Source organism: Ornithinibacillus salinisoli (assembly GCF_042684965.1).
Classification (GTDB): Bacteria; Bacillota; Bacilli; order Bacillales; family Amphibacillaceae; genus Ornithinibacillus; species Ornithinibacillus salinisoli.
In genome coordinates, this window is record NZ_JBHUMI010000008.1 from 99,725 (window position 1) to 114,576 (window position 14,852).

Here is a 14,852-nt window from a genome sequence, read left to right on the forward strand (position 1 = left end):
GGGAATTTAAAATGTTAAAGAAAAATTATTTATTAATAAGTATGACGGCATTATTACTAATTATTATGAGTGCATGTTCTAACGATACTGGTGGAACTGATGATACATCATCTGAAAAGTATCCAGAACGCGATATTGAAGTATATGTTGGTCATGGTCCTGGTGGTGGTACTGATACTTTTGTTCGTACTATTACTGAATTGATGTCAGAAGATATTGATGGAAATTTCAACATCATTAACCAAGAAGGTGGATCAGGTGTTATCGCAATGCAAAATGCGATGAAGGAAGATGCTGATGGATACACATTAGTAGGAGATTCAGCTTACGCGGTTACAACGGCTGCAGGAACAAACAAGTTTGGACTAGATAAAGTGAAACCTATTGCTCGTATTCAGAGTGATACGTATGCTTTACAGGTGAAAAAAGGAACATTTGAAAGTATTGAAGAATTAGTTGCGTATGCAAAAGAAAATCCAGGTGAAGTTCGTATTGCTGCAGTAGGAACTATGGGTATTGATGAAATCACTGCACGTAGATTTATTAAGGAAGCTGGCGTAGATATGAACTATATCCCTGCAGAAGGTGCAGGTAACATGCATTCAGACCTTCTAGGTGGACATATTGACGTTATTCTAGAAGAAGTTGGTCCAACGGTTTCCTATATTGAAGAAGGAGAATTCCAACCGCTAGTATTCTTTGCTGAAGAGCGTTTAGAAGATTTCCCAGATGTACCAACAACTGTAGAAAATGGATGGGATTTAGTTGATGGAGTGGAACGTTATCTAATGATTCATGCGGATGCTCCACAAGAAGTTGTTGACCTATTAGAAGAATCTGCAAAAAAAGCAATGGAAACAGAAGAGTATAAAGAGTACGCTGCAAACTCTTATTTAGATCTTCGTGACGGTTGGATGGGATCAGAAGATTTCACGAAGAAGTTAGAAGAAGATATTAAGAAATACGAAGAAATACTTGCTGAAATTGAATAGTTACTAATCATTAAAATTGAAGAGGAGGATGAATGAGTCCTCCTCTTTTATAGGAGGAAATACAGAATGAAATCAAATTTGGTATTGGGGATTATTACGATTCTATTTTCTGTGTTTTTCTTAATTGTATCATTACAAATTCCAGAAGCTAGATCTTCGACTGTAGTTGGACCTGCAGAATGGCCAAAAATCATTTTAATCTTCATGCTCATTTTGGGTATTCTTCAAATAATAAAAACAGTTCGTGAACATAAAAAAAGTGTACAGGATAAGCAAAAAAGTGGGATGGATTCCAACGAGGATGTGGAGTTACCACAAGTAAAAGGAAGAGTTAATGAAAGTATTAATGGAAGTCACTGGTATATTTTAGTGGCGATTATTGTATATGTTATTCTTCTTCCGATCGTTGGTTTTTTATTTGTAACGCCATTTTTGTTTTTCTTTTTAGCGTGGTTACTAGGTATGCGTAAAAAGGTACAACTATTTATGACAACTCTGGTAAGTTACATTATCTTTATACTGTTATTTATCTATGTGTTGGGTATTCCTTTCCCAAGAGGAGTAGGTATTTTCCGTACTGTAAGTTTCTGGATTTATTAAGAAAACGTAGAGAAAGGAGTATAAGTCATGATTGATGGATTATTAATGGGACTTGAAAATTTATTACAACCAATTCCATTACTAATATTATTTGCTGCAACACTGATTGGTTTCTTAGGTGGCGCATTGCCAGGGATAAGTGGGACAATGCTTGTTATTATTTTACTTCCAATTTCCTACGGATTAGATGCTATCCCTGCATTTATTCTTCTTACTACAATCTATGCATCTTCCGTGTTTTCCGGATTAATAAGTGCTGTGCTTTTCCGTACTCCTGGAACACCAGAAGCTGTTGCAACAGTTCTTGATGGGTACCCAATGGCACAAAAAGGTAAACCGGGACAAGCTCTAGGTATAGGTATTTTGAGTTCAGTTACCGGTGGTGTTTTTGGTACGTTATGTTTAATATTTTTAACCCCCTTGCTCGCATCATTTGCTTTAAATTTTTCGTCTCCGGAATACTTCTCGTTAGCGGTACTAGGTCTAACTGTTGTTGTATCACTAAGTGGCGGCGATTTAATTAAAGGTTTTATTGGAGTAGGGTTAGGACTCTTCATTGCAACGATTGGAATGGATCCATTAACAGGGACAGAAAGATTTACTTTTGATTCATTAGAATTACTAAGTGGTATTGATCTTATTCCTGTTTTAATCGGTTTATTTGCTGTGTCCGAGGTACTTCGAAAAAGTAAAGAAGACCATACGATTCAACAAAAAATGGAAAAATTTAAAACGAAGATATTTGATAGTAAAATAGTGAACCAAATCAAAGGAACTATTTTTCGTTCATCCATATTAGGGATTTCTATCGGTATTTTACCAGGAGTTGGAGCAACTACAGCGGCGATGGTGAGCTATAGTGAAGCAACACGATGGTCCAAAAACGCTAAGGATTTTGGTACAGGCGTGCCAGAGGGAATAGCTGCACCTGAGTCTGCTAATAATGCTGCTGCAATGGGTGCTATGGTGCCATTACTTTCACTTGGTATTCCTGGTAGTGCAACAACTGCGGTTATTTTAGGGGCATTTGTTATGCATGGGTTACAACCAGGTCCCATGTTGATTAGTAATTCACCTGGGGTAGTTTATACTATCTTTATCTCCTTATTAGTAGTTAATGTTCTTATTCTTGCATTCTCTAAGCCTTTTATAGGACTGTTTTCTAAGATAATGAAAGTGCCTTATTATACACTTGGCCCGGCGATTGTTATCTTTTGTATTATTGGGACATACGCAGTTCGAAATTCCATTTTTGATATTTGGATTATGATCTTATTTGGTCTAATCGGCTATTATTTAGATAAAATGAAGTTTCCTATCGCTGCAGTGATACTAGGATTAGTTCTTGGTCCAATTGCAGAAGAAGAATTTCGAAGAGGATTACAAATGGCTAATGGAGACTTTAGCATATTCTTAACACGTCCGATTAGTGCTGTATTATTAGGGTTAGCACTAATTGCCTTAGTAGTACCTTTATGGAACAAGTACAGAAAGAAAAAGAAAACAATGGCTTAAAGAGGACATTTAAAGCACAAACAAAAAGATAATTTTTACAAACAAACTTATTTGCTACCGGGGATACTGCCCTGGTTTAGTTGATAAGTTTTGTTTATTATGAAAGGGGGTAAGGACATCGGATTTATAGCTATTTTAGTGCCTATTTTTTCAATATTTATTTTAGGGTTTGTCGTTGGAAGACTTAAAAAACTTGATATAAATTCGCTGTCATACATTGCGCTGAATGTGTTGTACCCTTTTCTTGCGTTTCATACTTTCTATACAAATACGATAACAATGGAATTTCTATATGTTTTTATAGCAATCTCATCAGTGGTGTTTTGTACATATATTTTGATTGTTATTCTTGCGAAAGTATATTAAAGTACCAAAAGAAGAAAAAGCACGCTATGCTCCTTGCAGGTGTATTCATGAATGGAGGGAACTATGGTTTACCAGTTGTTCTATTTGCTATAGGTGATGATGGCTTTGTATATGCAATGATGATCATGGTTATTATGTCTGTTTATATGAATACAATTGGTTTATACATAGCGGCAAGTGGTGCTGATGAAAATGTTTCTAAAAAGGAAGCATTCATAAAAACGATCAAAATCCCTATCATACCGGCTATCGTATTAGGGGCAATGACTCGAATGTTGGATATCGGTTTACCAGTATCAATCGAGAATACAGTTTCTTTCCTTGCAGATGCTGCAATTCCATTAATCATGATTGTATTAGGTATTCAGTTATCTACAATTGCCTTTCGGAGCATATCCTTTAAATCCGTTAGTTCTTTGGTATTCTTAAGACTCTTCGTATCTCCTTTACTTGCCATTGGAATCATTTATCTAATGGGGTTAAATGGAACGTTATTAGCTTCCGTAGTTATTATTATTGCTGCCATGCCAACTGCTGCAAATACGACGATGTTTTCTGTTAAATACAATGTCGAGCCAGATCTTGTTTCTTCTACAACGCTCATTAGTACGTTGCTAAGTTTAATAACATTGCCAATTTGGTTTCAGTTTATTTGACAGATGTCCTAACTAGATTGTTTATAAAAATGTGAAATGAAAAAATTCATTTCGCGTTTTTTTATGGTGCTTTTTAGCTTTTTAATACATTTCCTCGGCAATATGCGCAATCTTTTTTTGCGTGAATCCAATATAGCTTTCATTTACATAATGCTATTAACCTCATAATATAGTATTCTAAAAGTAATAAAAAACTTGAACGGAGTGGGGCTCATGAAGCGAATATTCAAGTTAATGATACCTTTGATTATTATTTTTTATGTCATCTCTGGATGTAGTAATAACGATGCTACCACAGATGATATGAATGAAGATGATGGAAAAGAAGTTATAGCAGATGTTGAAGAGGATATACCTGAAATTCAATATAGCTCCTATGCAGAAGAAGTAGGGTTTTCACTCGTTACGCCGACCAATAGTGTGCAAGATATACAAACAACCATTGAGATTCGGGGTAAGGTGGAAAAGGGAGATGATCTGACCGGTGATTTATTGTGGATTGTTATCAATCCGAAGCAGGAAATAGAAGAACTACAACAAAACGAGTTTAATTACTATGTTTCTATTGCAGATATGGAATTTTCCAAGGAAATATCTATGCATTATGGCGCAGGAGAATACGATGTTAGTATCCGGGTACCAAGTAATAAGGAAACAGAAGAAGGTAGCTTTTATGAAGTTGCTTCTTTTAGCGTAACTAACACGGACAAGAAAGTTCAAAGGGAAGTAGAATACACGCAATATGGTGTAACCAATAATTTTAAATTGAATTCTCCAGAAGTAGGTTTAAGTAAAACGACAGATAGTGTACTTATAGAGGGAGAATTGCCAGAATCATATATGGGAGATATGGTTCTCGTGCAAGTCGAAAAGGATCAAGAGGCAAGACAGGTCATACTACCTGTAAGTCAGCATGAATTCTCTGGGGATATTCCTTTATATTTCGGAGAAGGAATCCACTATATTCGTGTACAACTGTTTAATGAAACGGATGAATTATATTATGATGCAGCTACATTTTATGTAGAGAACGAAACGGACACGGCATTTGCAGAGATGGAAACGTATAGAACGTATATTGAACATGGTGTAACATTATATGAGCCTACATGGAAAACAGCGGAAAATTGGGATCAAGAGGAATATCGAGTTGCAGGAGAAATAGACCCATCGATACCTGGAGCAGACCAAATAACACATATTATCGTTATGATGAACTATATGGATGAAAATTTGGAGGCTGGATATCTCATCCCAGTTGAAAATTATCAATTTGATGGTAGTGCCTATTTCCGATTTGGACCCGGGGATTATGAAGTAGTTGTGAATATACCTAGTATGGAACAGCATGATCAATCCATGTTCTATTTCCAATCGGTAGCTAAAGTAAATCACCATGTCACAGATATATCAGATCAGCGTGACTTGCTTCCTTCTAGAGGAATTGAGTCGGACCACCCGGCAATCATTCAAAAAGCAGAAGAAATTACGGCGGGAGTTAGTAATGAACGTGATAAGGCTAAAGCGGTATTTGAATTTGTTTCCCATCATGTAGCCTATGATGTGGAAAAAGCTGAAAATGACATTTTTAATATTGGTGATAGTGCCTTATCTACGTTAGAATCAGGGATTGGCATTTGTCAGGACTATGCTTTTCTGGCAACTGCGTTGTTACGAGCCGTTGGAATGGAGGCACATTATGTAGAAGGGTATGCGGGAGAACGCCATGCGTGGGTGGAAGTCAACGTAGATGAAGATTGGATTGAAATGGATCCAACCTGGGGAGCAGGCTATATCCAAGATGGCCAATTCCATTTCAACTACAACGAAGATTACTTTGACCCAGACCCAACCTTCTTCGCCGAAACCCACACACGAGAAGGAATCATGTATTAACCAAAAACCGGGGGGTGCCTGTCACCTCCCGGTTTTTGTCATTTTTTGTCGAAGGTCTTTTCTTCTCCATATCCAATAGAAATTACTTCTGTACCCTCATAATCAGCTAGTAATTGTTCTAAATCATTATCCTTATCAATCATCGTGTCAACTACTGGGAATGCTTGTAACAAATTATCAAGCGTTTCTACAGAGGTCGCCGTTTCCTTTGACGGAAAGGTGTGGCTGGGGATAACATATGTAACATTTAATAGCTGTTTCACTGCATAGGTAGCTTCCTTAGGACCCATTGTAAAATGCCCCGATGAAGATAGAATGGCAATGTCTGGTTGAAAAACATCTTGAATGAGCTTCATATCATACATTAAGGCTGTATCTCCGGAATGATAAAGCGTGTAATCATCCATAAAGTCAAAGATATAACCTGCGGACTCTCCTGCATAAACTGGTGTACCTTCAGTCTCTCCATAGGAAGAAGTATGTTTCGCCTGTACCATGGTTGCCTCCATATCATCGAACGATATAGATCCACCTAAATTAATGGGCATCACATTTTTAACTCCTTGCTGTAATAAAATCATAGCTAATTCATATTGAGTAACAACCATCACATCGGGATTGTGCTCAAGGACTTTCGGTAACCCGCTAGTATGATCAAAATGTCCATGTGTTAAAAATACACCATCAATAGATTTATAAAATGATGGATTGTCTAAGTCTGGTGGAAACCCTGGATTCATATCAATAAATGGGTCAATTAAATAGGTCTTCCCACCATTGCTTTTTAGCGCATACATAGCGTGACCAAGTCGTAATATCTTCATCAAAATCCCCCTCAAGTTCAAACTAGTAATAGTGTATTCAAGAGATCTCCATTAAGAACAAAAAAACGTAGTACTGTTCCTGACGCCTTTGTCTAAGGATACGGTTGTACCAACGCTTAAGTCCATTTGAACAAGAACAAAAGCGTAAGCGCCCTTACAGGCTAAAAACACCACTTCCTGTGGCAACGCCTGTACTAGCACGTCCTGTGCGTCGTAGCGACGTACGAACTGCGCCAGCGTAACGCTGGTGGTTCAATGTTGCCACGCAAAGTGGTGGTTTTAATTGAACATTCCCCGTAGGAGATAAAGGAAACATGCCCCTTCATAGGGGTATGCCGACGTTGGGCGCAAAGCCCGATTTTAGTCGGCCTTCCTTTAATCTTGGATTTAGGATGTTCGACTATGTCGAACTGTTATCGTACGGAGGTGAGGGAAGTTGCGCTAGTCGCTGGGCGCTGGTCGATGAAAACGCCACGTCCTTGAAAAAGAAAATCACTTTTTCTGCGTGCGATGTTACTCACAGAAGAATTCCTTATCCTGTGGCGTCATCGACACTAGGACGTCCTGTCCGTCGGAGCTGGACGTGGCTGTTCCTGCCAAGAAGTATCCACAAGTATTAAATTTTATAATTTCCTAGACAATCAAAAAACAGGTCCCAACACTGTGGTGACCTGTTCATATACAACTGCTATGAAGCATGTCGATACAACTTTAAAAACTCTGGGATATATAAAATAAATGACAGACCAAGAAAAACTCCAGTAGTTACCATTAATATTGCAGCTGTACTAGGATTGATCTCCGGAATTGCGATTAGTAGAAATGTTGCTGCATAAAAAACTGCAGTAGATACTTTTCCGAACCACATAGCACCATCAAGTTTCTTTCCCTTTTTCAAAAGCACTAGTCCGTTTATCCCCATGAATAGCTCTTTGATGACAAATAATACAATCAGAATCCAAATATGTGGATAGTGAAATACGAGACAAATAATAATGGCCATTTGCGTTAATTTGTCAGCGATTGGATCTACTACTTTACCCAGATCTGTTACTTGATTGAACCTTCGTGCTATTAATCCATCAAACATATCGGTTAACCCGGACAATAGAATAATAAGTGCTGCTATATAATAGTCGCTTACATCTGTTGCTGTTATGTAAAAGTAAATAAATACCGGAATTAAAATAAGTCTCAAATATGATAAGATATTTGGAATTGTAAATAGCTCTTTTGTTGTAACTCTCATACTTAATTCCCCCTACAACCAAATACGATGTTATTCTATGAAAAGTTTCAGATAAAATAATTGTATCCCTATTATGAAATTATTCAAATTTTCTACCTCGAGATAGAATATGACAAAATTCGACGAGTGACAGGCACTCTATTATGCTAAAATATTCTTAACGTTTTGTAAGGGGGAATTTGATGGTTGATGAGATTGTTACATGTATGGCGTCAAATAATGATATGTCTGATATACAACGAATACAAACGGAACACCGTGTAAAACTTGCTGAATTTTGGGGGGTAAAAGCTGGTGCTAGAGTATTAGAAATAGGTTGTGGACAAGGTGATACGACGGCAGTACTAGCACATTTTGTTAAGGAAAATGGCTTTGTGCATGGGGTGGATATTGGCTCCCGGGCATATGGTGCGCCTATTACATTAGGTGAATCAGCGGATTATATTATGCGATCAGCGCTAGGGAAACAAGTTAAAATGGAGTTTGAGATAGATATATTAGCATCAGAAGTAGAATTTCCCATCAATTCCTTTGATTATATTGTCCTATCTCATTGCTCGTGGTATTTAGAATCACATGAAGCGCTTTTATCCATCTTAAAGAAGATAAGAAAATGGGGAAAACAGCTATGTTTCGCAGAGTGGGATACGAATATTAATACGATTGAGCAATATCCACATGTATTGGCGGTCCTCATACAAGCGCAATATGAGTCTTTCAAACAAACTAGTGAGGCAAATGTACGAACTCTTTTCACACCAAGTGATATTAGAAAACTAGCATCAGAGGCCGGGTGGAAAATAGAAAACGAGGATTCAATTTACTCCCCTAAACTTCAAGATGGCGAATGGGAAGTCGGACAAGTTCTATCTGAATTTGAAACAGAATTGAATCACCTTAATGACATGCCAGAGAAATTAGCATCACTCATTAAATCTGAAGTATCCATACTGAAAGACCACATCCAAAAACAAGAAATGAAACCCCTATCAACATTTACCTTTACAGCTCGGTAAAGTGCCAGGCACCTGTAATATTTTTACAGGTGCCTGGCACCGACATTCCGACATTATTTTTTCCTCAATGAGAGTGCTAAAAAGATACCTATTCCGATGAATGTTAGGATGGAACTGATAATTGCTTGTGTGTCTATTCGGAATGCTGTAAATGATAACAAATATTCAGGAATGATTACTAGAGCTATCATAATAATTATGATCGGGGTCCTCGCCCAAATGGAAACGCCGATTAAGAACAGTGTAATCAAGCTAGTAATAATAATAGTGCCTAGGACCCCGAAGTCAATTGTTGGAGTTTCAACTACTTGATTGGCAAATATTAAACCAAGAAATAATATAATTGGTAATCCACCAGGAATAGTTAATATTAAAATTTGCTTTACCGTTGAAAAATTGTTACCTGATACATATTTAAAGGCACCAAATAGTATACCCAATGATACTAGTACAATGAAAGAATGTCCGATGATCTCTAGTATCGAATAGGATAGTGTTCCCTCCAACAGACCTCGATAAATAGCAAAAGAAAAAGAACCAATGATGATAATAAAAATATACTTCACCCATGCACGATAATCGATTACCATTTCATTAGATACCATTTGCATATACTCTTTAGGTGAATTGCCTATTATTTTTTCAATAGGTTTACCATTTTTCTCTGCTTCTGCAAGGTGAATTTCAAGTTCAGTAGCTATTTCATCAATTTCCTCTGATTTTTTACCACTTGAAAATAAATAGATACGTAAGTCATCTAGAAATCTTTTACTTTTATCAGATAGGTTTACTTCATTATTCATCGAAAACTTCCCCCTTTAATAGTGTTGATGTATGTGATTCGTTTTTCAACACGCGATTCACATTAGTCTCTAAATAACTCCACCGTTCCTTGAACTTTTCTAACTCTTTTTCTCCCTTTGGCGTAAGGGAATAATATTTTCTTCTTGGACCAGCAGTCGACTTTTTTAAAGAAGCAGTTACCAATTCTTCTTTCTGCATACGCATGAGCAATGGATAAATTGTGCCTTCGCTAAAGGAATCAAACCCATATCCTTCAAGCTTTTCAGCAAGCTCGTAACCATAAACCTCTTTATCTTTAATAATTGCTAACAAACATCCATCCAAAATACCTTTAAGCATCTGAGTCGTTGACACCAAGCGTTCACCTCTTTACATGCCTTGTAATACAAGGGTAATGACCGAAATATATACCTTGCAATACAAGATATACTCCAAGTATACAAAATAATACCTTGTAATACAAGATAAAACTCACTCCAACCATTCGACAAAACTCGACCGGTGACAGGCACCTAGTGATTATTTTTGATTGTTTATGATTAACTATGAAAGAAAATGATTGTTTATGATTGACTGTTGGAAGCGTTTTATATATTATGTAAGTAAGATCTGGAACAAAATATAGATGCATTAACATCCATAGCTGAACTATTAATGGAGGTGTTGTAATTGATAACAGCAGAAAGACATCGAATCATCCTACAATTATTAGAGCAAAACAATATAGTGCGAATCCATGAGCTAGTTGAGGAGTTACATTCATCCGAATCAACGATACGTCGTGATCTAAGTGAATTAGAAAAGAAAAACAAATTAAAACGAGTGCATGGTGGGGCATCCCTTTTACATCAGAAAAGGGAAGAGCCAAGTGTTTTGGAAAAATCAACAAAAAACCTATCTGAAAAGAAACTAGTTGCTAAATATGCAGCAAGTCTCATAAAAGATAACGACTGTATTTATTTAGATGCGGGTACAACGACATATCAAATGATTCCATATATAAAAGCAAAGGACATTACCGTTGTAACGAATGGTCCGAATCACTTAAAGCCCTTACTAGAAAGAGGAATTCATACGTATCTACTAGGAGGCTTCGTTAAACCGAGAACGGAAGCATTAATCGGACAATTAGCCATTGAAAGCTTACGGAAATTCCGATTTGATAAAACCTTTATTGGGATCAATGGCATTCATCTGAATTATGGTTATACAACGCCAGATCCTGAAGAGGCAGCATTAAAAGAAATAGCTATCAAGCAAGGTCAACAAGTTTATGCATTGGCCGATCATACGAAGTTTCACGAAGTGACATTTACAAAAATTGCTGAACTTGAGGATGCCGTTATTATTACAAATGAAACAGATCAAGAAACTTTAACAGACTTTAGAGAAAAAACAAGTATTGAGGTTGTAGAAAAATGATATATACATGCACATTGAATCCATCTGTCGACTATCAAATTGAAACCAAACAACTAGATCTCGGATCCCTAAATCGTGTGGAGAATACAGCGTTTTACCCGGGGGGGAAAGGAATCAATGTTTCACGTGTCCTAAGGAACTTAGATGTAGACTCTATCGCATTAGGGTTTATTGGAGGATTCACGGGGACTTTCATCCTTGAAAAGCTACATGAAGAAGGAGTTAAAACTGATTTTGTCATCCATAATGAACCAACTCGGATGAATATGAAAATAAAAACTATGGATGGAGAAACAGAAGTTAATGGTAGTGGAGCTACAATATCTGTGGATGAGCAAAACCAACTCATAGACAAGGTAAAACAATTGAATGAAAATGATTACTTCGTTCTTTCTGGCAGCTTACCTCCGTCTATCTCATTTGATTTTTACGAAACATTATCGTCCATTTGTAGTGAAAAAGGTGTATCACTTGTTCTGGATATACCAAATCGCTCATTAAAAAAATTATTGAAATATCGTCCATTCTTAATCAAACCGAATCAAGCCGAACTAAGCGAAATATTAGGAGTGGAAATCAATACCAAACAAGAAGCAATGGAAGGTGCGAAGGAGCTTATTCAATTAGGTGCAACAAATGTAATAGTCTCCATGGGAAGTGAAGGTGCGGTGTTTATAAACAATCAACACACTGCAGAAGCCGAAAATCCAATCGGGACGTTAAAAAGTTCTGTAGGTGCTGGAGACTCATTAGTAGGTGGGTTCCTTGCATCCTATATAAACGAACATAACTTCTTAAAAGCATTTAAATACGGTGTAGCATCTGGAAGCGCAACAGCATTTTCGAATGACCTATGTAAAAATTCCGAAGTGGAGAAATTGGTGTCAAAGGTTTTAATTACGGAGTAAAGGGGAGGAAAACGAGATGAAAATTACAGAATTACTAAAACAAGACACAATCATCGTCGACTTACAAGCTTCATCTAAGTCAGATGTTATCGATGAACTAGTAGAAAAACTAGACGCTGCTAGTAGATTAAAAGACAAAGAAGAATTCAAAAAAGCAATTTGGGCAAGAGAAGAACAAGGGACAACAGGAATTGGGGAAGGTGTAGCAATCCCCCATGCAAAAACAAATGCGGTAAAAACTCCTGCGATTGTATTCGGAAAATCGAAAACAGGTGTGGACTACGGAGCACTAGATCAACAGCCGAGTCATTTATTCTTTATGATCGCGGCAAGTGAAGGTGCGAATAATGATCATTTAGATTCACTAGCTAGATTATCTTCCATGTTAATGGATGTATCATTTAGACAACAATTATTAGATGCTACTTCTGCGGAGGAAATTTTATCACTAATCGATCAAAAGGAAAAAGAAAGATTAGAGGATGAGGAAGGAAGTGCAGAAGTAGTAAAAGGCAAAAAAATCCTGGCCGTAACAGCATGTCCAACAGGAATTGCCCACACCTACATGGCAGCAGATGCTCTAAAAGCAAAAGCGAAAGAAATAGGTGTAGATATTAAAGTTGAAACACGTGGTTCAGGTGGAGCAAAAAACGTCCTTACTGATAAGGAAATCAAGGAAGCAGATGGGATTATAGTAGCTGCTGATACAAAGGTTGATATGGACCGTTTTAATGGCAAGCCGGTAATTCAAACTGCAGTAGCTGATGGAATTCGTAAGCCAGAAGAACTTATTAACAAAATTATAAGTGGTAGTGCACCTATTTATCGAGGTGGAGAAAAATCATCTGATTCCTCTATTGAAGGAGGTAAAGGACAAAACGCATTTTATAAACACTTAATGAACGGTGTTTCGAACATGCTTCCATTTGTTGTAGGTGGTGGTATATTAATAGCAATCGGATTCTTGTTTGGAATTGAGTCACATATACCTGGAAAAGAAGGATATAACAAATTTGCTGAGGCGCTGAATACCATTGGTGGCGGAAATGCATTTGGATTAATGATTCCTGTCTTAGCAGGTTTTATCGCCATGAGTATAGCGGATCGACCAGGTTTAGCACCAGGTATGGTCGGTGGATTTATGGCAGCACAAGGTGATTCTGGATTTATTGGTGGTATTATTGCTGGTTTCTTAGCCGGATATATTGTTGTAGGGTTGAAAGAGTTATTGAAAAATTTACCACAATCACTGGAAGGTATTAAAGCTGTTTTACTGTATCCGTTATTAAGTATTTTTATAACAGGTATGATTATGTTCTTTGTTGTTGAAAAACCAGTAGGTGGATTTAATTCACTGTTAAGTGATTGGTTATCAGGTATGGGAACAGGAAATGCGGTAATACTTGGGTTAATCCTAGGAGGAATGATGGCAATCGATATGGGTGGGCCAATTAACAAAGCTGCTTATACATTTGGTATTGCTATGATCGCAGATGGCATTCTCGGACCACATGCTGCCATCATGGCAGGGGGAATGGTTCCTCCACTTGGAATCGCATTAGCTACTGTTTTATTCTCTAGAAAATTCACGAAGCAAGAAAGAGATGCAGGAAAAACTAACTTCATTATGGGTGCATCCTTCATAACGGAAGGTGCTATTCCATTTGCAGCAGCTGATCCAGGACGAGTAATTCCGTCTGTTGTTGCCGGTTCAGCGGTAGCCGGAGCGCTTTCCATGTTATTCGGAATTGGGTTACCAGCACCACACGGTGGCATATTCGTACTCCCAATAATTGAAGGAAATCCATTGTTTTATCTATTAGCGGTTGTGATTGGTGCGATAATAACAGCAGCTATGTTGGGGATTTTGAAGAAGGATTTAAAGTAAGTCACCAAAATCTCTGAATGAAAAATTGCTAGGTTATAAATTAGAATAGGAACCCCTTCTACATTTGGTGTGGAAGGGGTTTTTTATGAAAAAGAGGAAGGATAATCGGAATAATACTAGTAGATATTGTTTTATGATCGAATATAATCTACTGCACCTGTAAATCAGTACTTTAGGAGGAAAAAAGTTAAAAACAAAGATACATTTGCACCATGTTTTACCATTTTAAATATGATATTGTATTACTATCTGAAAGCGGAAAAGAAAGGAGAATATAAATCATATCCGGTGATTTTAGGATTTCACAACATCATCAAATGCAAAACGCACGTTTGGTGGTGGAAAAGCGATCTAAATGCAGTCTACATACATAATCCCAAAAATCTAAGGCAAAATACTCCTATAATTCAACCAAAATTATGGGAGGTAAATATGTCACATAATCTACATCAACAATTACAGCAGGCAAGTAAGCAAATAAAAGATGCTCAACGAGCCGTTTTGGAAGCACAGGGGTCAGACCCCGAACTTATACATCAAGCAAATGAACTACTTCTGCAAGCAGACGAGATATTGCAAAACGCAAGTGAACAGGCTGGGATAGAAGCTACCGAGAATCCACAATTTCAACAGGCATATGAAGAGTTACATGATATTCGTCAACAAGTTCAAGAAGCACATCAAAATAATAACGATGTATTATAAGGGAAGAAGGG

Annotated in this window: 14 protein-coding genes; 10 read left to right on the forward strand and 4 right to left on the reverse strand. The window is 37.2% G+C overall.

The annotated features are described in order from the left end of the window. Nucleotides 1-11: 11 nt before the first annotated feature. From ACFSTA_RS04130 to ACFSTA_RS04150, 5 genes are all read left to right on the forward strand, one after another. Nucleotides 12-992: a Bug family tripartite tricarboxylate transporter substrate binding protein gene (locus ACFSTA_RS04130; RefSeq protein WP_377555285.1), complete on the forward strand. Its 981-nt coding sequence runs from the start codon at nucleotides 12-14 to the stop codon at nucleotides 990-992. A 66-nt stretch (nucleotides 993-1,058) separates the two neighbouring features. Further along, nucleotides 1,059-1,592, forward strand: a complete 534-nt coding sequence (locus ACFSTA_RS04135; protein WP_377555286.1) for a tripartite tricarboxylate transporter TctB family protein — start codon at nucleotides 1,059-1,061, stop codon at nucleotides 1,590-1,592. Nucleotides 1,593-1,619: 27 nt separating this feature from the next. Further along, a complete protein-coding gene (locus ACFSTA_RS04140; RefSeq protein WP_377555287.1) occupies nucleotides 1,620-3,107 on the forward strand; it encodes a tripartite tricarboxylate transporter permease in 1,488 nt (495 codons plus the stop codon). A gap of 323 nt (nucleotides 3,108-3,430) precedes the next feature. Beyond that, a complete protein-coding gene (locus ACFSTA_RS04145) occupies nucleotides 3,431-4,129 on the forward strand; it encodes an AEC family transporter (protein WP_377555288.1) in 699 nt (232 codons plus the stop codon). A gap of 213 nt (nucleotides 4,130-4,342) precedes the next feature. Continuing rightward, nucleotides 4,343-6,025, forward strand: a complete 1,683-nt coding sequence (locus ACFSTA_RS04150) for a transglutaminase domain-containing protein (RefSeq protein ID WP_377555289.1) — start codon at nucleotides 4,343-4,345, stop codon at nucleotides 6,023-6,025. A gap of 38 nt (nucleotides 6,026-6,063) precedes the next feature. Here the strand turns inward: ACFSTA_RS04150 and ACFSTA_RS04155 are convergent, their stop codons facing one another. After that, entirely contained in the window at nucleotides 6,064-6,849 is a 786-nt protein-coding gene (locus tag ACFSTA_RS04155) for a metal-dependent hydrolase (RefSeq protein ID WP_377555290.1), read from the reverse strand. A gap of 688 nt (nucleotides 6,850-7,537) precedes the next feature. After that, nucleotides 7,538-8,098, reverse strand: coding sequence for a CDP-alcohol phosphatidyltransferase family protein (locus tag ACFSTA_RS04160; RefSeq protein WP_377555291.1), 561 nt, complete (start codon nucleotides 8,096-8,098; stop codon nucleotides 7,538-7,540). A gap of 182 nt (nucleotides 8,099-8,280) precedes the next feature. Between ACFSTA_RS04160 and ACFSTA_RS04165 the strand changes: the two genes are divergently transcribed. Next, a complete protein-coding gene (locus ACFSTA_RS04165; RefSeq protein WP_377555292.1) occupies nucleotides 8,281-9,114 on the forward strand; it encodes a class I SAM-dependent methyltransferase in 834 nt (277 codons plus the stop codon). Nucleotides 9,115-9,167: 53 nt separating this feature from the next. Here the strand turns inward: ACFSTA_RS04165 and ACFSTA_RS04170 are convergent, their stop codons facing one another. Both ACFSTA_RS04170 and ACFSTA_RS04175 read right to left on the reverse strand, forming a co-directional pair. Next, nucleotides 9,168-9,917 (reverse strand): HAAS domain-containing protein, encoded by a 750-nt coding sequence (locus ACFSTA_RS04170; protein ID WP_377555293.1) that lies wholly within the window; start codon nucleotides 9,915-9,917, stop codon nucleotides 9,168-9,170. Further along, nucleotides 9,910-10,275: a PadR family transcriptional regulator gene (locus ACFSTA_RS04175; protein WP_377555294.1), complete on the reverse strand. Its 366-nt coding sequence runs from the start codon at nucleotides 10,273-10,275 to the stop codon at nucleotides 9,910-9,912. The genes ACFSTA_RS04170 and ACFSTA_RS04175 overlap by 8 nt, the downstream gene beginning before the upstream one ends. 312 nt (nucleotides 10,276-10,587) lie before the next feature. Here ACFSTA_RS04175 and ACFSTA_RS04180 point away from each other — a divergent pair, with 312 nt between their 5' ends. From ACFSTA_RS04180 to ACFSTA_RS04195, 4 genes are all read left to right on the forward strand, one after another. Beyond that, nucleotides 10,588-11,340, forward strand: coding sequence for a DeoR/GlpR family DNA-binding transcription regulator (locus tag ACFSTA_RS04180; RefSeq protein WP_377555295.1), 753 nt, complete (start codon nucleotides 10,588-10,590; stop codon nucleotides 11,338-11,340). Beyond that, nucleotides 11,337-12,248 carry a 1-phosphofructokinase gene (pfkB, locus tag ACFSTA_RS04185; protein ID WP_377555296.1) on the forward strand — a complete coding sequence of 304 codons (912 nt, stop codon included), beginning with the start codon at nucleotides 11,337-11,339 and terminating at the stop codon, nucleotides 12,246-12,248. The genes ACFSTA_RS04180 and pfkB overlap by 4 nt, the downstream gene beginning before the upstream one ends. A gap of 16 nt (nucleotides 12,249-12,264) precedes the next feature. Continuing rightward, complete coding sequence (locus tag ACFSTA_RS04190) at nucleotides 12,265-14,136, forward strand: PTS fructose transporter subunit IIABC (protein WP_377555297.1); 1,872 nt, start codon at nucleotides 12,265-12,267, stop codon at nucleotides 14,134-14,136. 432 nt (nucleotides 14,137-14,568) lie between these two features. Beyond that, nucleotides 14,569-14,841, forward strand: coding sequence for a hypothetical protein (locus ACFSTA_RS04195; RefSeq protein WP_377555298.1), 273 nt, complete (start codon nucleotides 14,569-14,571; stop codon nucleotides 14,839-14,841). Nucleotides 14,842-14,852 lie beyond the last annotated feature (11 nt).